This window comes from Streptomyces stoeckheimensis (assembly GCF_045822005.1).
Classification (GTDB): Bacteria; Actinomycetota; Actinomycetes; order Streptomycetales; family Streptomycetaceae; genus Streptomyces; species Streptomyces stoeckheimensis.
The window spans coordinates 8,540,866-8,560,122 of record NZ_CP169550.1 but is presented as its reverse complement, the minus strand read 5'-3'; the positions used below and the strand labels follow the sequence as shown (position 1 = coordinate 8,560,122).

Genomic DNA, 19,257 nt, shown 5'->3' with positions numbered 1-19,257 from the left:
CGGCCCCCGTCGCCCCGGGTCAGAGCCAGGCGGCCCGGTCCGTCCCCCACCGGGAAGGGCCCCGGTCCCACGCCCGGCCCCCGAGCGGCGAAGCCGCGTACCGCAGCGGCCCGTATCCCGATGCGCTCTCGCGCAGCCACGGTTCCGGGGCGTACCCCGGTTCGGCGGCGCCGGTCCGCGGGACCTCGCGGACCAGCCACGACGCCGTCCCCGCCAGGGAGAACCGCAGGGCCTGCCCGCCGCCCTCCGCGAGGGCCCGTAGCACCCCGGCGGCCGCCAGGTACCCCGTCCCGTGGTCCAGTGCCTGCGCCGGCAGCACCCCGGGGGCGCGCTCGTCCCCGCAGGCCGCGGAGATCCCGTACCCCGCCTGTACGAGCGAGTCGAAGCCCCTGCGCCCCGCCCAGGGGCCCCGCGGGCCCCACGCGCACAGCTCGGCCACCACCAGGCCCGGCCGCCGCGCCAGCAGTTCCTCCGCGCCCAGGCCGTACCGCTCCAGTGCTCCCGGCCGATATCCCGTGACCACCACGTCCGCTCCGGCGAGCAGCCCGTCGAACACCGCCCGGTCCCCCGCCTCCCCCAGGTCGAGGAGCGCGGAGCGCTTCCCGAATCCGGTGTCCGCGTACGCGTCGTCCGACTCCGGGAGCCCCGGGGAATCGATCCGCAGGACGTCCGCGCCGAGCAGTCCGAGCGTCCTGGTGGCCACCGGTCCCGCGATGACCCGGGTCAGGTCGAGCACCCGGACCCCGGCCAGCGGCAGTCCGGTGCCCGCGGCGACCGCCCCGAGGGGCCGCCCGCGCACACCCGACTCCGTGCGTTCCACGAGGGGTTGCGGTGCGCCGTACCCGTCGGTCAGCACGGCCACCGCCAGCCCGCCCGCCGCGTAGACCTCCTCCTGGACGTCCACGGCCCGGCGCCGGGCGATCGCCCCGGCCACGCCCTCCCGGGTCCCGGCAGCCAGGACGCGTACCAGCGCGGTCTCGTGGTGCGGATAGTTGGCGTGCGTCCGCACCCATCCGTCGGCGGCCCGCCAGAAGCCGGACAGCGGCGCGAAGGTGACGGGCGCCCGGCCGTCCACGAGCAGGTGGCGCTCGCTGACGAACGCCGTGGCCACGGCCCCTTCGTCGACCTGCAGCGGAGCCACGTCGTCCGCGTTCCCCCCGGCCCGTACGGCGGCCAGCTCGGCGGCTGCCAGCGCGCACACGCCCACCGTGGCCCGCGCGAGTTCCCGTACGGGCAGGGGCCCGTCCCCCAGCCCGCCGGGCCCCCGGTAGCCGACCCGCTCCGCCAGCTCCTCGGGGCCGCCCAACGCGGCCCATGCCTGTCCGGTCCCACCGTCACTCGTCGTCATGGGCCCATCCTGCACACCGCGCCCCGGCCCTCGCGGGGCGGGGCGCTTCCCCGATCGGGCGATGTAGCACTCCAGGGCGTCTCGATTTCCCCCGTACGGCGTTACACGACCCGGAACATGAACATCGCCTCGGCTGCCTCGTCTTCCGTCGCGGCGCAGCCGGCGCGTGCGGTCCGGGGGCGGCCGGTGGCCCGTACGAGGGAGCACGATGACCGACCCGACCGCGGTGGACACCTGGCGTGGAAGGCTTGCCGCACCTTGCCGTGACGTGTGCGAGGCGCCCGCGTTCTCGCTCACCGTTTTCGCGGTGATCCTCTTCAACGCCGCACTCATGGGGGCCGAGACGTACAGCGGCCTGTCCGCCGAGTACAGCGGCCTCCTTTCGGCGACCGAGCGCTTCTGCGTGATCGCCTTCACCTTGGAGATGCTGATCCGCCTGGGCGCGCACGCCGACCGGCCGAAAGCTTTCTTCCGAGACCCCTGGAACATCTTCGACTTGCTGGTCGTCTCCTCGGCCTTCATCCCGTTCCTCCGGGAGAACACCACGCTGCTGCGGCTGCTGCGGCTGGCGCGGGTCCTGCGGACCGCCCGGTTCATGCCCCAGCTGCGCGTCCTGCTGGTCGCGGTGGGCCGCAGCCTGCCCGGTACGGTCAGCTTCCTGTTCGTGGGCGCGCTGATCGTCTACGTGTACGCGATGATCGGCTGGATCTGCTTCGCCGAGCACGACCCGCAGCACTACGGGTCCATCGGCCGGGCCGGGCTGACCCTGTTCCTGCTGATGACGCTCGAGGGGCTCGGGGACGCCGTCCACGCCGGGCTGGCCATCTCTCCGCTGAGCATCCTCTTCTACGCCTCCTACGTGCTCTTCGCCTCCTTCGTCCTGGTCAACGTCCTGATCGGCGTGGTCCTCAACGCCCTCGAGGAGGCGCGGGAGATGGAGGACGAGGCCGAGAAGGAGGAGAAGCGGGCCGCGCTCCTGGCGACGCAGTCGCCGCCCGACGCGGCGGACGAGCTCCTGCTGCGGATCGCGGCGGTGCGCAGCGCGCTCGACGACATGGAGGCCCAGCTCGACACCGTGCACGCCACGTCGGCGGCGGTGGCCGCGCCCTCCGCCGCACCGGCCCACGCTGCGGCGGGCGCACGCTAGGGCCGGACGGTCCCGTCGGCTGCGGCGAACCCGTCGGCCGCGGCGAACCCGTCGGAGCCGTCGGACGCGTCGGAGCCGTCGGGAAGGCCTCCGGCCGGTCGGGCGCCGCCCGGCCGGAGGTCCGCCGGCCAGGCGTGCCCCGGATGCTCCCGCTCGACGCACGCGGCCAGGGTCGTGCGCCGGGACGCCCCCGCCGGCCGGCCGGCGGGGGCGTCCCTCAGCGAGCGGTGATGCGCGCGTCGAGGACTTCGGCGAACTCGGCGAGGGTGAGGGCGCGCAGCTCTTCCTCGTCCACCTTGATGCCCAGCCTCTCGTGAAGGACGATCGCCATCTCCACCACCATGAGCGAGTCGGTGAGCATGTCCCGCATCAGGGTGCCGCCTTGGATCTCCTCGGCCGGAAATTCGAACATTTCAATGAGGATCGCACCGATCAGATCGATCGTGGATTCGGGTGCGGACGTGGTCATGGAATCTCTCATTTGCGGTATCGCGGCCCGTTGCGCCAGGGTGACGCAGATGGCCGAGGGGTGAAGGAGAATACTCGTGTCGGAAAGCGTGAACGATGTGATCGCGACGGGAAGCGCGGAACTCCGGTACGCGCGGGAGCGGCTCGAAGAGGTGGGTGAGGAAGCCTGCGACCGGCTGCTCGACTGGCTGATGGACGATTATTTCCGGCTCGACATCACGGGGTGGGAAAACATTCCGGCGGAAGGACCCGCCCTGATCGTGGCCAACCATTCGGGAGCCTGGGGGCTCGACGCATTCGTCCTCGTCAAGGCACTCACCCGCCATCTGGACCGCCCTGTGCGCGTGCCGTCCGCTTCCCCCGTCTTCCGCTTTCCGGTCATTCGTTCGTACGCCCGGAAAGGGGGCGCCATTCCTCTCGATCCGACGCTCGGACTGGAACATCTCGCGGCCGGGGAACTCGTGGGGGTCTTTCCCGAGGGGACTTCCGGTCTGGAGAAGTCCTTCCGTGACCGCTACCGGCTGCGCCCCTTCAGCCCCGGGTTCGCGGTGACCGCCGTCCAGGCCGGGGCGCCCGTGGTTCCGGTGGCCGTCATCGGCGCCGAGGAGGCCTGCCCCAGGCTCGGCGAGATCCCGTCCCTGGCGCGCCTGTTGGACCTCCCCTTCTTCCCGCTCACCCCGCTCTTCCCGCTGCCCGCGAAGTGGCTCGTCACCGTGGGCGAGCCGATCCCCGCGCCGCCCCGGCCCGAGTCCTTCGCCGCCCGGTCGGCCGCGGCGCGCGGGCTGTGCGCCGAGGCCCGGGATGCTGTGCAGTCCCTGGTGGACCGGGAGCGCGCCAGGCGGGCGACGCCCTTCTGGTAGCCCCGGCGTGCCGGGGGCCGCCCGGCGCCCGCGCGCATGCCGCCTCGGATGCGGCCCGGATGCGGCCCGGTTCACGTCTCAGTCCGCCAGCCGGTGGGCGGCCCTGCGCACGCCGTCGGCCGCCTGCGCGCACCGTCCCGCGTGGTCCAGCAGCATCATGCGGAACTTCTCCCCCGCCTCGTCCCGGTCCCAGCCGTCCGCCCCGGCGCAGGCCGCCAGGCTCTCCGCGTGCGCCGCCAGCCGCTCCGCACTGGCCCGCGCGAGGGCCCCGTACGCCGCGGGGGCGTAGCCGCGTACCGGTACCGGTACGGCCGACGGGCTGCCCACGGTCACCCGCCCGTCGCCCGGCCCGCCGGGGGGTTCCGCGAGCGCCACGAGCAGGGAGCGCGGGTCGAGCGTGCCCGGCAGCCGGCCGACGGTCAGCCTCGGGTGGACCACGAAGGGCCGGGCGACCGCGGTGATCGCGCGGACGAGCTCCTCGGCGACGAGCACCGCGAGCCGGGTCGCCGCGCACGCGCCGGGCGCTCCGCACAGCGCCGACGGCCAGATGCCCGGCCCTGCGGCCTCCTTCGGCGGCGAGAGCCAGCCCGGAGCGCACAGGATCTCCGTACCCGCACCGATCCCGAGGCCCTCCCAGACGAACGGCGCGCGGACCCGGTGGACGGAGGCCGCCACCGGTGGGTAGTGACGCAGCGCCCGGGCCACGGCCTCCTCCGCGGCCGCCGGCTCCAGGGTGTGCAGGGCCAGGGCCTGGAGGACCGTGGTGGAGGCGGCCTCGGAGACCAGGGCGAGCGCGTGGGCGAGCGCGGCCACCGTGGTGTCCGGACAGGTCCCGGCCGCGACCAGGCGGCCGGCGAGGGAAGCGGGGTCCGGGCTCTCCAGGTAGCGGGCCGTCCTGCGCCGGAGGGCGGCCGCCGCCTCGGCGCGGGCGCTGCGGCTCTCCGCCGCCTCGGCCCGGGTCGCGATCGCGCTCAGCAGGGTGTCCTCGGCCGCCGCCTCGCCCGCCACCAGGCGGCGGCCCAGCCGCGCCATCACCTCGTGCCAGCCCTGCCACTCCAGGGTGCCGTCACCGCGCCGGCCCGCGACCGCCTCGTCGACGTCCCGGGCCACGAGGGCGGAGAGTTCACCGTCGGGTGCGGCGACCTCCCAGGGCAGCTCGGTGTGCGGGGACGGTTCGTACCGGTGCCCGCCGGCCGTGAGCCCCGTGGCGGGCTCCAACACCCCCTCCTCGTCCGCCCGGACGAGGAGGGACTCGGATACCTCGGGGGTCAGCGGTACGAGGAACTCCCCGAAGGGGGTGCGCAGCCGGACCGGGCGCCCGGAGCGGGTGCGCCGCAGGTGCTCGAGCAGGGTCCGCGCGATCCCTTCACGGGTCAGCACGTCCAGGCCCAGCGCACGGGCCGGGGCATCGGTCCACGGCAGCCGCCGGGCGACCATGGCCGCACTGAACACTGCGTTCTCCAGGGCCCAGGCGGTCTCGGGGGCCGGGGGCACGGGGGCAGAGGGCACGGGGGCCGGGATCGTCTCAGGGGCAGGGGTCATGTCGGGCTCTCCCGGGGTCACTTGTCGCGCAGCATGTAGGGCTGGTTGCCGACGATGCGGCCGTCGTAGGCGCCGATCAGCGCGTTGACCTTCTCCCGGTGATGCGCCATGGGGCCGCGCAGGGTGTCCGAGTAGGCCTGAGGGGCGTGCGACAGGGGGTAGTCGTACGACTCGTCCAGCCATGCCAACTCGACCCAGCTGTCGGGGATGCCGTTGGGCGAGGCGGGGCCGCGTCCGTCGAGCATCGGGATCACGTCGTGCTTGTTCACCAGGCTGACGACCCGGGTGGTGTGGTCGGCGGGCCGTTTGCCGTCGATGGGCGAGCCCAGTGTGATCACGTGCGTCACCTGGTAGCGGGAGGACACCTCCACGTCGGCCGCGAGGTTCATCGCCGTCAGGCCGCCGAGGCTGTGCCCGACGAGCATGATCTCCGACCCGGCCGGCACCCCGGCGCGCAGCAGCAGCTTGCGTGCGGCACGGGTGTAGGTCGTATCGGTGCGCAGCAGTCCGTCGAACGCACCCACCAGGTCCTGCGGGGTGCTGTTGCTCAGCAGGGCGAAGCTCGTTCCGGGCAGCAGCAGGACGTACCGGACGGCGCCGTCGGTGCATTCGACGCGGCGCAGCAGGACCAGTCCGTGGTTGCCGAGGGCGCCGATGTCGGTGACGTAGCTGACGATGTCGTTGGCGGAAGTGCCCAGCACCTTGCCCAGGATGGAGTCGGCCTCGGCCCGCTCGGCCCGGCCGGGACCGGGGTTGAGGTACTTCAGCAGGGTGCTCGGCAGCCCGAACAGCGGATCGGCGGTCGGCACCCCGCCGGCGAGCGTCACCCAGGAGAAGCCGTCGTTGACGGGGTTCTCGTCGAGCAGGCTCAGCAGCGCGAGCAGCTCCATGATCACGGGGCTCACCGTGGTGAGGGCGCGGGTGAGCCCGAGGAGCTCGACGAGCGCGTACATGGCGCGCAGCGCCTCCAGCCGGTTGCCGGCCACCACGGCGTCGGTCAGCCGCCTGGCCAGCGGCGCGTCCAGGTTGGGGTGGTCGGAGGCGATCGCGCCGATCCGCAGGGCGAAGGCGTCCACGGCCAGGGCCACGGCGGCCGGCCGGCGGTACGTCACGATCCCGGCATACCGGGCCAGTTCCCCGACGAGTCCGCCGTGGGACCCGAACCCGAGCCCCGACGGGCCGGCCAGAGCCCGGGCGCAGGACACCGCCGTACCGAGGGCCCAGCCGGGGCGGCGCAGCGCCTCCAGCGCCAGCCGTCGGCTGCTGAGCGCTCCCGAGAGCTCGGCGCCCGCCTGCTTCGCCGTGAGGGCGGCGTCCGCGAGCAGGACCGAGGCCGCGAGGAGCAGCTCCGGATCCGTGCGGCGCCGGTCCGGCGGGGCGGCTTCCGCGGGGGCGGGGGCGGGATCGGGGGCGGGATCGGGGGCGGGATCGGGGGCGGGTGCGGGATCGGGGGCCGAGGCAGCGGCCGGAGAAGGCTCCGCGGCCCCTGCCGTCTCCGCGTGGCCGGGCGCCTCCGCGGCCCCGGCCCCGGCGGGATCCCCGGGTGTGGGCGACTCCGCGCGCCGGTCCCCCGCGGGTGCCGGCCGATCCTCCGCGTCCACCGTTCGAGCGGTCACGTTGCCCACCTTCCGTGCCTGCTTCCGTGCCTGCGCAACGGCTTCGCCTGGGTTCCGTTGCCCGAACGGGCATGCTGGCACCGTGCGGGGCACGTTCCGCGCGGCGATCGCCCGCCGCTGCGCGCGCCGCACCCGCGCCATGGACGCAAGGAACCGCCGGATGCCCGTGGGGACCGTGGTCCTCGGGGCATCCGGCGGCGTGGCGGCACCCCCCGGGCCGCCGCCCAATCGGTGATCACCAAGGGATGAGGCCGGCGCTCACGCGTTGACGCGAGCGCGGATCACCCCCGTACGGACCACCGGGTCTCGTCTCCCGTCAGAGCGGCCGGGAGGGCTGGTCGCGCCAGAAGCCGCACTGGTGCTCGGCAGCGAACGCCGGGTCGAGCCGGTCCCCTGCGGGTGCCAGCGTCAGGACGGTGCCACCCGGTCCGGTCGCCGGCCAGGGGGTCTGCCCCGCGACGGCGGGAACACCGTGGCGGGCGAAGGCACCCCAATAGCGCTTCATCCGTGTCGCCAGGGCGACTTGGACGGAGGTCAGGGTCCGCTCGCCCATGGTGAAGTCGTGCAGGTAGGCGAGCTCGGCACTGTGCGCGTTCGACTCGTCCAGTCCGGGGACCTGCGCGCCCGCCAGAGTGGGCGAGTCGGGGTCGTCGAACTCGTAGGCGAAGGTGGGCACTTGCCGGGCGAACGACTGGGCCGTCCGGGCGGTTTCGCAGGCGAACGTCGAATCGGTCAGGACCGCCGACAGCGCCAGGTACGGGGATCCGTGCGCGGCGACCGGGTAGCGGGCGAGGACCTCCGGTCCGGCCGCGCCGTAACCCGCCAGGACCTGTTGCGCGTACTGCTCGGCCGTCAGGCCGGGCTGGGTCAGCGCCACGAAGAAGCGCGCCTCGGAACGGGTGCTCCCGATCAGGACGGGGACCTTGTTCCAGGACCCGGCCGAGATCGCGGCGGCCGGGTCCCTCGGCAGCAGCCCGTCGCCCGACGCGGGGCCCGAAGTGGCCTGCGTACGAGCCGCGTTCACCAGTGACGGCCCGGACGCGGCGCGCAGGCAGGCCACGACGTCGGCCGGATCGGCGCAGCCCGCGCCCACGGCGAAGGCCCGTGCCTCGGACTCGGCCCGCGCGCGGTCGGGGGTACGCAGCAGCGTGCACGGACCGCTCTGCAGCACGGCCCGGTGGAACAGGCCGGCCGCCGACGGGGCGGCCAGCAGCCCGCACACCGATCCGCTGCCCGCGGACTGGCCGGAGACGGTGACGTTGCCCGGATCCCCGCCGAAGGCCGCGATGTTCTCCCTCGTCCAGCGCAGCGACTGGATCTGGTCCATCAGCCCGAAGGATCCGGAGCGCAGTGCGTTCTCCCTGCCCAGTTCGGGCAGGCCCAGGTAACCCAGCTGGCCCAGGCGGTAGTTGATGCTGATCACGACGGAGCCGGTCAGCTCCGCCACCGTGCGTCCGCCGAACTGGGTGCCGGTGCCCTGGCTGTACGCACCCCCGTGCATCCAGAGGATCACCGGCAGCCGGGACCCGGCGCGGGCCCGGCCGGGCCGGTACACGTCCAGGTAGAGGCAGTCCTCGCTGACGGCCGAGGGATCGCGCAGTCCGAACGGCGAGAACTGCAGGCAGGCCGGGGCCTGTTCGACGGCCTCGCGCACTCCTTTCCAGCGCCGGGGCGGCTGCGGGGCGCGCAGCCGGTTCTCCCCGACCGGGGCGGCGGCGTAGGGCACTCCGAGGAACTCCTGCGCGCCGTCGTGGGCGCGGCCGCGCAGCGCGCCCTGGGCGACGGAGACCACCGGGCGGGGCGAGCCGTCCGGAACTCCCCCGGTGGGTGTGCCGGGAGATGCCGCCGCCGGGAGCGCGGCGGCGATCAGCGCGGCGAGGCCGAGTACCGTGCCGAGTAAGGGTCTTGAGGCGGAAAGCCGGGTGGTCCGGTGCGAAGGCCGTGACATCCGTACTCCTGGGTTCGGGGCGATCCGGGGGCGGGGCGCGGGAAACACCCCGCCCCGCCCCCCGGAGGGTTGGTTGGTTCGGGGACCTACGGGCGGAGCCCGGTGAGCAGGGCCGCGGTGACGGCGAAGTCGACCGGTCCGGTGTTCCAGTCGGCGTTCATCGGGCTGACGGCGATCTTCCCGGCGGCCACGGCTTCCACGTCGCTGCCCCGGGCCGGAGTCTTCAGGTCCACCGTCACGCCGACCTTCCAGGTGCCGTCTCCGGCATCGGTGAAGTCGGCCTTCAGGAGCGCCTGCGCGTCCTGGAAGGTGGTGGCGACCCCGGCCGGAGTCCCCTTGCCGTCGGCGCCTACGACGGGGTGGTTGACGTTGAGGCCGACGCCCTGGGGCAGCAGGGGGCCGGAGCGGGCACGCGAGCGCAGCCGGTCGATCAGCTTGACCGCGAAGTCCAGCGTCGGACCCATCGCGTTGACCGTGGTCACGGGGTCGGGGGCGGCGACGCCACCGGTGCTCAGGGCGATGGCGGGCACGCCGGCGTCCAGGGCGGCGACGGCGCCGCCGACCGTGCCGGAGTGACTGGCGAGCGCGGCCACGTTCGGACCGAAGTTGGTGCCCGACACGACGAGGTCGGGCGCCCGCCCTTCGAACACCTCGGCGAGCCCGAAGTTCACCGAGTCACCGGGGGATCCGTCGACCGCCCACACCTTCGGCTCCGGGTGGCGGACGGCGATGGACGGGGCGTTGGACGTCTTCGTACCGGCGCCGCTCTGGTTGGTCAGCGGGGCCACGATGGTGACGTCGTGCCCGGCGGCGGTCAGCCGCGCGAAGGCCAGGCGGATGCCGGGCGCGTTGTAGCCGTCGTCGTTGGTGAGCAGGATCCGCAGCGGGCCCGCGGGCACCGGTGCGGGCGCCGGCCCGCCCTGCGGCTCGGCCGCGGCGGCGGGCACCGTACCGGCGAGGGCCGGTGCGCAGAGCAGCAGGGCGGCCAACGGCAGAACTCGCTTGCGTTGCACGGAACGCTCCTTCGGAGAGGGAGGGGAACTGGGCGAGGGTGGGGGTGGGGAGGGGTGGGGCCCGGCGGGCTCGCGACCCTCGGCGCGAGCCCGCCGGAGTGCGGACCGGGCCGCCGCCCGGGAGGGGCGGCCCGGAGGTCGAAGGCGACCCGGGGGCACAGGGATCCGTACGGGACCCGTACGGGGACCGGTGCGGGACCCGTACGGGACCCGGTGGGATCAGCGCACGCTGCGGATGGGGAGGATCGCGAGGGCGCCGATCAGCGAGAGCGCGCCGCCCACCAGGAACAGCGGGGTGTACCCGCCCAGGGTGGTGACCACGGCGGAGGCGACGAACGGGGCGATGATCTGGGGCCCCGCGTTGGCGATGTTCAGTACGCCCATGTCGCGGGCGGCGTCCTCGGCCCGGGGCAGCACCAGGGTGACGAGCGCGGTGTCGACAGCCATGAAGCATCCGAAGGCCAGGCCGTTGAGCGCGCTGAAGACGAGCATGCCCGTCCACGTCGGACTGACGACGGGGACCACCATGACCAGCCCGGCGAGGGCCGCCGAGACGCCGACGAACACCTTGCGGCGGTTCCAGCGGTCGGACAGCAACCCGCCGACCACCGTGGAGACGGCCATCGCGACCATCGACACCGGGGTGAGGATCGCCATCGCGGCGGGCGGGGTCAGCCCTGCGGGGAGCGTGATGTGGTCGCCGAGGATGTAGAGCTGGTATCCGACCACCGAGAAGTATCCGAGGACCATCAGGGCGCGCCCGATGAAGGCCCACCGGAAGTCGTGGTTGGCGAGCGCTGAGAGGAAGGCCTTGAGCTGGGCCCCCTTGGGGGCGGCCGGCGCGTCCGGGTCGGGCTCGGATCTCGGTACGTCCCGGCAGAAGGTGGTGAGCAGCAGCGCGGCTCCGGCGATGACCCCGCCGAAGACCAGGTAGCCGGTGCGCAGGTGCTCCGAGGTCTGGGAGGCGATCAGCACGCCGACCGTGCCGCCGATGGGCAGACCCAGTCCCACCAGCGCGGACGCGGTACCGCGCCGTGCGGCGGGCACCCGGTCGGGCACGATCGCGGTGACGGCGGCCTGGTAGATGTTCATGGTCGCCTGGACCAGGCACCAGCCGATCCCGACGAGCAGGGCGGTACTGACGCTGCCGACGACGGCGAGGCCCACCAGCGAGCCGATGGCACCGCCCAGCACCCAGGGGTTGCGGCGGCCGCTGCGGTCGGAGAGGGCGCCGGCGATCGGGTTGAAGGCGGTCGCGAAGATCGCGCTGATGCCGCCGATCAGGCCCAGCACGGCAACCTTGTCGTCGCCGGCGATCGCGGCGATCTGGGTGGGCAGGAGGACGGAGCCGACGCCCATGTAGACGGCCATCATCGCGGAGTTCGCGACCAGGAGGAGGAGCAGGAGCCCGCGTCCGCGGGAGGGTTCGGGATCCGCCGGGACGGGCGGGTCGATGATCTCGTTCGTAGCCATGACGACTCCTCGGGGGACGGAGCGGGGAGGTGGCGTGGGGGGACCGCCGGTGCGGTGCGCGGGGAGGGCGGCGACGCCGAGGGTGCTGTCGCGCACGAGGGCGCCGCCGGGGGAATGCCGCGCCGAGCGCGAGGCGGCTGACGCGGTGCGATTGCTCGGCGCGGTGCGTGCGGTGCGGTGCGATGGGGATGCGGTGCTGTGTGAGGCGGGGGTGCGGGTGCCCTGCGGTGCGTGGTGTGGCGCCGTGCGGTGTGACGCCGTGCGGTGTGACGCCATGCGGCGACACGAGGTTGGAATGTCGTTGTTACACGTGTCACTTCAGGTGCTTGGACACTGTGTAGCACTCGTTCACCGGTCTCGCCAAGGGTTGGCGCAGGTCTCCGTACAGATCGTGACCCCTAGACGAAGTCCAGGTCGATCACGTGTAACCAATCAAATGCGGCCTCCGCGCGGGTCCAGCCCGACCGAGAACCCTCTTGCCCTTGTGGCGACGGTCACGTTTCCGCAATACTCCGCACCGCACCGCCGCACCCCGGCGGACCCCACCCCCCTGCGCCCCGACTCGACCACCTCGGGCCACCCCCGACGGCACGGGCTACCCGGTCGGCCGACTCCGGCGGCTGGGGCACCCTTCGCAGCCCGGGCGGCTGGGAACCCCGGGAGCTCGGGCGACTCGGACGGCTCCGTACGCCACCCTCTGCGCCGCCGCCGCGCAGCTCCGCGCATCCCCTCCGCACACCCCCGCCGCACGCGCCCGTCGGCGCGTCCGCTCCGCTCCGCTCCGTCCCCATCGCGCTTCGCGCCACGTCCGCCGCCTTCCCACTCCCCCATCACCCGGGGAGGCGGCGTCGAAAGGTTCCTCCGTGTCCGGATTCCCCGGTTTCCCCGATCGCGCCCTCACTCCGCCTCCGGTCCCCACCCGGCCGCCCCGGCGGCCCGTCCCCGCACCTCCGCCCCGGTACGCCCTCGCCTGGGGTGTGACTCTGACCCTGCTGTCCGTGCTCACGGGGCTGCTCCTCCGCCTGGACGAACGGCCCTTCTTCCAAGGCCTCGACGACGCATGGGCCGCTTCGCTGAAGGGGTCGCCCGCCGACACCGCCAGCGGGTTCGCCACGGTGCTCGACCGCCTGGGCGGGCCGCTGGGCACGGTCGTACCGCTGCTGCTGATGGGCTGCCTGTGCATGTACGGGCGCTGGCGGTCGGCGCTCTTCGTCTTCACCACGGCCGTCCTGGCCAACGTGCTCCTGGTGCTACCGCTCAAGCAGCTGGCCGACCGCCCGCGGCCCCCGCACACGTGGACCCTGGTCAACGACGGCTCGTACCCGTCCGGCCAGGTCTTCAGCGCGGTGGCGCTGGTGATCGCGGCCGCGGTGGTGCTGTTCCCGCCGGGCGGCCGGCGCTGGTGGTGGCTGTTCGGCGCGGGCTACACCGGCGCCATGATGTGGAGCCGCACCTGGCAGCACGCCCAGTGGCTGAGCGACACCTTCGCCGGGGTCCTGGCCGCCGCGGGGGCCTGCCTGCTCCTGTGGCGGGCGTTCGCGCCCCTCCTGGAGACGGAGGCGGAACGCATGGCGTCCGACACCCTCTGGACGTGACGGACCTCCGCGACGGCCCGGCCGGGCCTCCCTACCGACGGGCCGCGCGGGCCCCCTCGGCAGGGGGCTCCGGCGCGGCAACCGCCCGAAGACCCCATTGGCCCGCCGACAGGCCCTAGGGCTGACGGTCCAGGAACTCGACCACCCGCGTCTCCGAACGGAGAACCCGGTCTCGCCGCTCAGGAGGCAGGGAGGCGAAGAGGTCGACCAGGACCCGCTCGCGCGGGACGTGGACCACGTTGCCGGAGTAGATCCTGCAACCGGAACACCAGACGAGTCCGACGCAGCGCTCGAACATCGAGGATTCAGGCGGATGGAAGCGGTACTGGCGCGAGCGGACGGACGTTCCGCAGGCGGCACATGCGTGTCGACCAGCGTCGAGGATCGTGTCCTACGTCCCGACCTTCCGCCAATGCTGCCGCCCGGCCGGTGCTCTTCAAGTCGTCATGCCGGGCATTGTCCCGCACAGGAATTCACGGAGAGCCGCATTTTCCGAGCGAAGCACCGTGCCGCTCCGGCCGCCCGAGCCCTCCAGGTGGTCCGACAACGTCATCGGCGGTCAGGAGCGTCGGCCGGCAGGCCGTTGCAGACCGTCCGGCAGGCCAGCCCCGCTATCGCGAAACATTGACGGTCGCAGAATTCGCACCATATTCTCGACGGGTCGGCGCGCGTTCGGCGCGCGGCCCAGGAAGGATCGACTCATGGCACCCACCCCAGGCCCCGATCACCCCGTGGCGCATCCGCCCGCGGGCCCGCTCCGCGGCGCGTTCGAGGACGGGCTCGCCGTCTTCCGGGCCGTGCCCTACGCCGCGCCGCCCGTCGGCGAGCTGCGCTGGAGGCCCGCGCGGCCGCATCCGGGCTGGAGCGGCACGCGGGACGCGACCGCCGACGGGCCCAGCGCCCCGCAGATGTACATGGAGGGCGGCGACCCCGTCCTCGGCGGGCACGGTTCGCCGCCCTTCGACGAGGACTGCCTGACCCTCGACCTCTGGACTCCCGCCGTCGACGACGCCCGGCGGCCGGTGCTGCTCTGGATCCACGGCGGCGGCTTCGTCTCCGGCTCCGGGTCGCTGCCCAACTACTCAGGCGCGACCTTCTCCCGCGACGGGGACCTGGTCGTCGTCAGCATCAACTACCGCATCGGGCCGCTGGGTTACCTCTACACCGGCACCGAGGACGAGCCGGACGGCTCCGGCGCCAACCACTGGCTGGCCGACCAGCTCGCCGCCCTGCGCTGGGTACGGGAGAACATCTCCGCCTTCGGCGGCGACCCGGACTCGATCACCGTCGCGGGCCAGTCGGGCGGCGCCGTGTCCACGGCCGCCCTCGCCGGACTGCCCGAGGCCCGGGAGCTGATCCGCCGGGTGATCCTGATGAGCCCGCCGTTCGGCCTGGACCTCCCCGCGCCCGACGCCTACCGGGAGCGCACCGCCGCGTACCTGGAGCTCGCCGGGGCCAAGACCCTGGCCGAGCTGCGCGCCGTGCCCTGGCCCGAGCTGATCGGGGCCATGGGCGGGCTCTTCGCCCTGACGACGCGGTGGGGGTACTGGCCCACGCCGTTCCTGCCCGTGGTCGACGGCGTCACCCTCCCCCGCCACCCGGGGCAGGCCCTGCTGCACGGCGCCGCCGCGGACATCGACGTGATGATCGGATGGACCCGGGAGGAGGCCAACTTCGGATTCGCACTGAACGAGGCCTACGGCGCCGCCGACCGGGAACAGGTGACCGCCCGGATCGCGGACACCTTCGGCCCCGAGGCCGCCCCCGGCGTGTACGCGGCGTACGAGCGCGCCCGGCCGGGGAACGGGCCGGCCGGCGTCCTGATGGACCTCATCACCGACGAGCTCTTCCGCGTACCCGCCCTCCGGCTGGCCGAAGCGCGGGCCGCGGCGGGCCGTCCGGTGTGGGCCTACCAGTTCGACCTCCCCGCGGCCTCCTACGACGGCCGGCTCGGGGCCGCTCACTGCCTCGAACTGCCCTTCGCCTTCGCCAACTTCGACCAGTGGGCCCACGCACCGCTGACGGCCGGGCTCGACCCCGCCGTCCGGGACGGCCTCGCACACACCATGCACGAGGCCTGGATCGCCTTCGTCCGTACCGGCGACCCGAACCATCCGGACATGCCGGCCTGGAACCCGTACGAGAAGGACACCCGCACCACGATGCGCTTCGACTCCGTGGTCACCGCGCTCGACGACCTCGCCGGAGACTCCCTGCGCCTGCACGAGGGAGCGCTCGCCCGGCCCCGGTAGACCCGCCCCACCAGACCCCCGGAAGCGCCCCGCCCATCCGGGCGGGCCCGCGCTCCCTTGATCTAACTCGTGTAACCTTCGAAGGGAAGGCATCGAGCCGATCAAAAGGAGCGTCGATCGACGTCATGGCCAAAGACACTCCCGTCCCGGCGTCCCCGACCAGCGCCGACGTGGCCCGCCTCGCCGGGGTGTCCCGCGCCACGGTCTCCTTCGTCCTCAACGACACCCAGGGCCACCGCGTCGGCGAAGCCGCCCGCGCGCGCGTCCTCGACGCCGCCCGGCAGCTCGGCTACGTACCGCACGCCGCGGCCGGTCCCTGCGGGCCGGCCGCAGCAATCTCGTCCTGATGCCCTCGTCGATCTCCGCGGTCGGCCGCCTCGTCAGCGACTGGGTCGACGACCTGCACAGCGAGCTGGACCGGCACGGCTACACCGCGGTCCTCCACGCGGGGCGCTTCACCGATCCCCTCGACGCCGCCCGCGCCTGGGCCGAACTGCGCCCGGCGGCCGTCATCGCCCTCGACGGCGACCGCCTCACCGCGCAGGCCGCCGAGCTGCTGCGGCGCGCCGGGGTGCGGGGGCTGATCGCCTTCGCGGCCCGCCCCGTACCGGGCGTGCACACCATCGGCTTCGACCACGCCCTCATCGGCGCCACCGCCGCCGAGCACCTGATCGCGCGCGGCCGGACCCGTATCGGCGTGGTCATGCCCCAGGAACGCGGCCTCGGCCTGTTCGCCGAGCCCCGGCTGGCCGGCGCCGAATCCGTCGCCGCCCGCCACATGGCCACCGTCACCCCGGTGGAGCTCTCGTACACCCGGGAGTCCGCGACCGCGCTGGCCCGGCGCTGGCGGAGCCTCGGGCTGGACTCCGTGTTCGCGTACAACGACGAGTACGCCGCCCTGCTCCTCCACGCGCTGCGGGCCGAGGGGATCTCCGTACCGCAGGACGTGGCGGTCGTGGGCTCCGACGACCTGGTCCTCTCCTCGCTCCAGGAACCCCCGCTGACCTCCATCCGCCTCGATCTGGCCTCGCCGGCCATGGTCGCCGACGCCGTGCACGAGCTGGTCGAAACGGGCGCCACGGCGCCCGTGCCCGACATAAAGGCGATCCTGGTCCAGCGCGAGACCTCCTGACCCCTTGACGCCGTGTACCTCCTGAGGTCCTGTCACCTCCCGGCCTCCTGAGGACCTGTCACCTCCCAACGCGCTCCTTGGCCCGTTCGCACGCCTTCGTGCCCCGTCCGGGGGTGTCCGCCCGGCTGTATGGATCAAGCCGGGAAGCCGACGGTGACCGCGCGTGGTCGGCTGGGCTCGGCCGGTTGCGGTCCCCTGCCGGCCGGCCCCACAGCGCAGAAGGAGGAGTCCCCCGATGTCTCGTCGGCACGTTTCGGCCGTCCTCGGTCTCGTGGCGGGCGTGTTGGTGGCGGTCCCCGCCCCGGCCGCCCATGCCGCCGCGGTGCAGGTCCGCTGCTCGGTTCCCGATCTCGTCGCGGCGATCAACGCCGCGAACGGCTCGCCCGGGCCGGACACCCTCCGGCTGGCGCACCGATGCACGTACAAGTTGACGGCGCCGGACCCCGCGAACCCCGGCACCGGGCTGCCGGTGATCACCAGTGAGATCACCATCGACGGACGAGGGGCCACGATCAAGCGGGACGAGCGCGGCCACGAGGTGCCGAAGTTCCGGATCCTCCTCGTCGGCCCCACGGGGAACCTCGCGCTCACCCGGACGACGATCAGCGGCGGCTTCGCCACGGACTGCCCCGCCTTCCCCGACCCACCGGGGCTGGCCTGCGGCGGCGGCATCTCCAACCTGGGGAAGATGGCCGTGACCCGCAGCAAGATCACCGGCAATACGTCCCGGTCCGACGTGTTCGCCCAGGGCGGCGGCATCGACAATCCGGGCACCGGAAGCGTGAGCGAGACCGAGGTGACCGCGAACCACGTCATCTACAGCGGCAGCGACATCGGCAGCGGTGCCGCGGGCGGCGCCATCGCCAACGACGGTCCGCTCACGGTCACCGATTCGCGGCTGACCGGGAACACGGCGACCGTCACCGAGAACACCCAGAGCTTCGCGTTCGGGGCCGGGATCATCAGCTTCGCCGAGACCACGGTGGAGTCCACGGTCATCAGCAAGAACCGTTCCTTCGCCCGGGGCGGGTTCGCGCGCGCCACCGTCTCCAACGGCATCCCGGCGCCCGGCAGGATGACCATCACCGGCGGCTCCATCACGGACAACACCTCGGACGCGCCGAACGGTGTCGCCCAGGGCGCCGGCATCGCCAACAACGCGCTGATGACCGTGAGCGGCGTGAAGATCAGCGGCAACCGGGCCGTCGCCGAGAACGGCACCGCCCGCGGTGGCGGTGTCCGCGTGGGCCCCTTCGGCACCCTCGACCTCACCGACAACCACATCACCGGCAACACCGCGGAGGCGGTGGGCGGCACGGCGCAGGGCGGCGGCCTCGACAACCCCGACGGCGGCAGCCTGACGGCCAAGCGCAACAAGATCCTGCACAACACGGTCACCGCGAAGAACGGCACCGCGCAGGGCGGCGGCCTGTACCACGCCGGAGGTTCCGAGGGGCTGGGCCGTACGACGCTGGAGGAGAACACCATCACCAAGAACCGGGCGGGTGACGGAGGCGGCATCTTCAAGGCGCCGTCCGGCGTCCTCACCCTGAACGGCGACGACGTCCGTGCCAACCGGCCGAACAACTGCAGCCCGGCCGGCACGGTCCCCGGCTGCACCGGCTGACGGTCCCCTCAGGACGGCACCGGCGGCGGGCCGCCCCGTGTTTCGGGGCGGCCCGCCGCCGGTGCCGTCCTTTCGCCTGTTACGGGACCTCAGGCCCCCAGGTGGCGGGCGAGGAAGGCCACGCTGTCGGCGACGATGCGGCCGATGTCGGGCGAGCCGAGGAAGATGTGGTCGGCACCTTCCACGGGGGTCAGGACCACCTCGCCACCCGCCTTCGCGAGGGCCGCGGCGAGTTCCTCGCTCTGGCTGTACGGAACCAGCCCGTCGAGGGTTCCGTGGATCAGGAGGAACGGCGGCGGGTCGGATCCCTCGACCGCGTACGTGACCGGGCTCGCGGCCCGCGCCAGCTCCGGGCGTGCGGCGACGGACGCGCCGAGCAGGGCCTCGTACGGGTCGGGGAAGTCGACTCCGCCCGGCAGCGGCGGGAACGCCGGCATGGGGTGCTCGGAGAGGGTGACCAGGTCGGAGACCCCGTACCAGTCGACGACGGCGCGTACGGCGGTGTCGCCGGCGCCCACTCCGTGCGTGCCCTCCAGCGCCCCGGCGTCCGGGGTGGCCGCGCCGACGACGCCGGCGAGGGCCGCGAGGTGGCCGCCTGCGGACTCGCCCCAGACCCCGATCCGGTCCGGGTCGACGCCCAGTTCGGAGGCGAACTGCCGGACGTAGCGGATCGCGGCCTTCACGTCGTGCAGCTGGGCCGGGAACGGGGCCTCCAGGCTGTGCCGGTAGTCGATCGAGACGAGGGCCAGCCCCGCCCCCAGCACCGAGCCGTGCAGCAGCTCGACGGGCACGGTCGGCGGCGGATAGCGCCGGTCGCCGTCCAGCCAGCCGCCGCCGTGGATCCACACCACCGCCGGGAAGGGCCCCTCACCGGCGGGCACCTGGACGTCGAGCAGCCGGGGGCGGTAGCCGGGCGAGGTCGCGTAAGTGATCCCCTCGAAGCGGCGGACCCCGTCCGCGTCCACGACGGCGGACACGGGGGTCCGGAACGGCGGCGGCGGCCAGGTCATGTCCGCCGTATCGATCGCGGCGGGGGGCGATTGCGTCATTGCGGCCCTTCCAATCTGCTCGGCCCGGGGGGCCGACGGGTCCAGGTGCGGGTCTGTGGGTCCGGCCGCGGCCGCGCGAGCAGGACGGACAAGGCTTCGTAACGTATGTCCGAAATGCTTGCGCGGGCCGTGGAGGAGGCTTAGCGTGTTACACGTGTAATCACGACTCTAGCGACGCGTTTCCGCA

At 73.7% G+C, this 19,257-nt stretch carries 16 protein-coding genes; 7 read left to right on the top strand and 9 right to left on the bottom strand.

The window, feature by feature from the left end; genetic code table 11:
- Positions 1–19: 19 nt before the first annotated feature.
- A complete protein-coding gene (locus ACE1OC_RS38770; RefSeq protein ID WP_407840983.1) occupies positions 20–1,348 on the bottom strand; it encodes a CoA transferase in 1,329 nt (442 codons plus the stop codon).
- Positions 1,349–1,556: 208 nt separating this feature from the next.
- Between ACE1OC_RS38770 and ACE1OC_RS38765 the strand changes: the two genes are divergently transcribed.
- Positions 1,557–2,495, top strand: a complete 939-nt coding sequence (locus ACE1OC_RS38765; protein ID WP_407840982.1) for an ion transporter — start codon at positions 1,557–1,559, stop codon at positions 2,493–2,495.
- Between the two features lie 217 nt (positions 2,496–2,712).
- On the opposite strand, the gene ACE1OC_RS38760 is transcribed toward ACE1OC_RS38765, so the two are convergent.
- A complete protein-coding gene (locus tag ACE1OC_RS38760; RefSeq protein ID WP_407840981.1) occupies positions 2,713–2,964 on the bottom strand; it encodes an acyl carrier protein in 252 nt (83 codons plus the stop codon).
- A 76-nt stretch (positions 2,965–3,040) separates the two neighbouring features.
- Between ACE1OC_RS38760 and ACE1OC_RS38755 the strand changes: the two genes are divergently transcribed.
- The gene (locus tag ACE1OC_RS38755; protein WP_407840980.1) at positions 3,041–3,823 is read left to right on the top strand and encodes a lysophospholipid acyltransferase family protein; all 783 of its coding nucleotides are present in this window, start codon (positions 3,041–3,043) and stop codon (positions 3,821–3,823) included.
- Positions 3,824–3,901: 78 nt separating this feature from the next.
- On the opposite strand, the gene ACE1OC_RS38750 is transcribed toward ACE1OC_RS38755, so the two are convergent.
- The 5 genes from ACE1OC_RS38750 to ACE1OC_RS38730 form a co-directional block, all read right to left on the bottom strand.
- Positions 3,902–5,365 (bottom strand): hypothetical protein, encoded by a 1,464-nt coding sequence (locus tag ACE1OC_RS38750; protein WP_407840979.1) that lies wholly within the window; start codon positions 5,363–5,365, stop codon positions 3,902–3,904.
- A 17-nt stretch (positions 5,366–5,382) separates the two neighbouring features.
- Entirely contained in the window at positions 5,383–6,981 is a 1,599-nt protein-coding gene (locus ACE1OC_RS38745; RefSeq protein ID WP_407840978.1) for a lipase family protein, read from the bottom strand.
- 316 nt (positions 6,982–7,297) lie between these two features.
- Positions 7,298–8,929 (bottom strand): carboxylesterase/lipase family protein, encoded by a 1,632-nt coding sequence (locus ACE1OC_RS38740; RefSeq protein ID WP_407840977.1) that lies wholly within the window; start codon positions 8,927–8,929, stop codon positions 7,298–7,300.
- Between the two features lie 86 nt (positions 8,930–9,015).
- Positions 9,016–9,942 carry a 5'/3'-nucleotidase SurE gene (gene surE / locus ACE1OC_RS38735; RefSeq protein WP_407840976.1) on the bottom strand — a complete coding sequence of 309 codons (927 nt, stop codon included), beginning with the start codon at positions 9,940–9,942 and terminating at the stop codon, positions 9,016–9,018.
- A 219-nt stretch (positions 9,943–10,161) separates the two neighbouring features.
- Complete coding sequence (locus ACE1OC_RS38730; RefSeq protein ID WP_382975349.1) at positions 10,162–11,415, bottom strand: MFS transporter; 1,254 nt, start codon at positions 11,413–11,415, stop codon at positions 10,162–10,164.
- A gap of 977 nt (positions 11,416–12,392) precedes the next feature.
- On the opposite strand from ACE1OC_RS38730, the gene ACE1OC_RS38725 reads away from it, so the two are divergent.
- Positions 12,393–13,010, top strand: a complete 618-nt coding sequence (locus tag ACE1OC_RS38725) for a phosphatase PAP2 family protein (protein WP_407840975.1) — start codon at positions 12,393–12,395, stop codon at positions 13,008–13,010.
- A 115-nt stretch (positions 13,011–13,125) separates the two neighbouring features.
- Here ACE1OC_RS38725 and ACE1OC_RS38720 read toward each other — a convergent pair whose 3' ends face one another.
- Entirely contained in the window at positions 13,126–13,308 is a 183-nt protein-coding gene (locus ACE1OC_RS38720; RefSeq protein WP_407840974.1) for a hypothetical protein, read from the bottom strand.
- A 403-nt stretch (positions 13,309–13,711) separates the two neighbouring features.
- Here ACE1OC_RS38720 and ACE1OC_RS38715 point away from each other — a divergent pair, with 403 nt between their 5' ends.
- From ACE1OC_RS38715 to ACE1OC_RS38700, 4 genes are all read left to right on the top strand, one after another.
- Positions 13,712–15,262, top strand: coding sequence for a carboxylesterase/lipase family protein (locus ACE1OC_RS38715; protein WP_407840973.1), 1,551 nt, complete (start codon positions 13,712–13,714; stop codon positions 15,260–15,262).
- Between the two features lie 125 nt (positions 15,263–15,387).
- Positions 15,388–15,609, top strand: coding sequence for a LacI family DNA-binding transcriptional regulator (locus ACE1OC_RS38710; RefSeq protein WP_407840972.1), 222 nt, complete (start codon positions 15,388–15,390; stop codon positions 15,607–15,609).
- Positions 15,609–16,394 carry a substrate-binding domain-containing protein gene (locus ACE1OC_RS38705; RefSeq protein ID WP_407840971.1) on the top strand — a complete coding sequence of 262 codons (786 nt, stop codon included), beginning with the start codon at positions 15,609–15,611 and terminating at the stop codon, positions 16,392–16,394. Before ACE1OC_RS38710 ends, ACE1OC_RS38705 begins: the two co-directional genes overlap by 1 nt.
- Positions 16,395–16,629: 235 nt before the next feature.
- Positions 16,630–18,021 carry a hypothetical protein gene (locus ACE1OC_RS38700; RefSeq protein WP_407840970.1) on the top strand — a complete coding sequence of 464 codons (1,392 nt, stop codon included), beginning with the start codon at positions 16,630–16,632 and terminating at the stop codon, positions 18,019–18,021.
- Positions 18,022–18,110: 89 nt separating this feature from the next.
- On the opposite strand, the gene ACE1OC_RS38695 is transcribed toward ACE1OC_RS38700, so the two are convergent.
- On the bottom strand, positions 18,111–19,070 hold the full coding sequence (locus ACE1OC_RS38695) for an alpha/beta hydrolase fold domain-containing protein (RefSeq protein WP_407840969.1): 960 nt from the start codon (positions 19,068–19,070) through the stop codon (positions 18,111–18,113).
- Positions 19,071–19,257 lie beyond the last annotated feature (187 nt).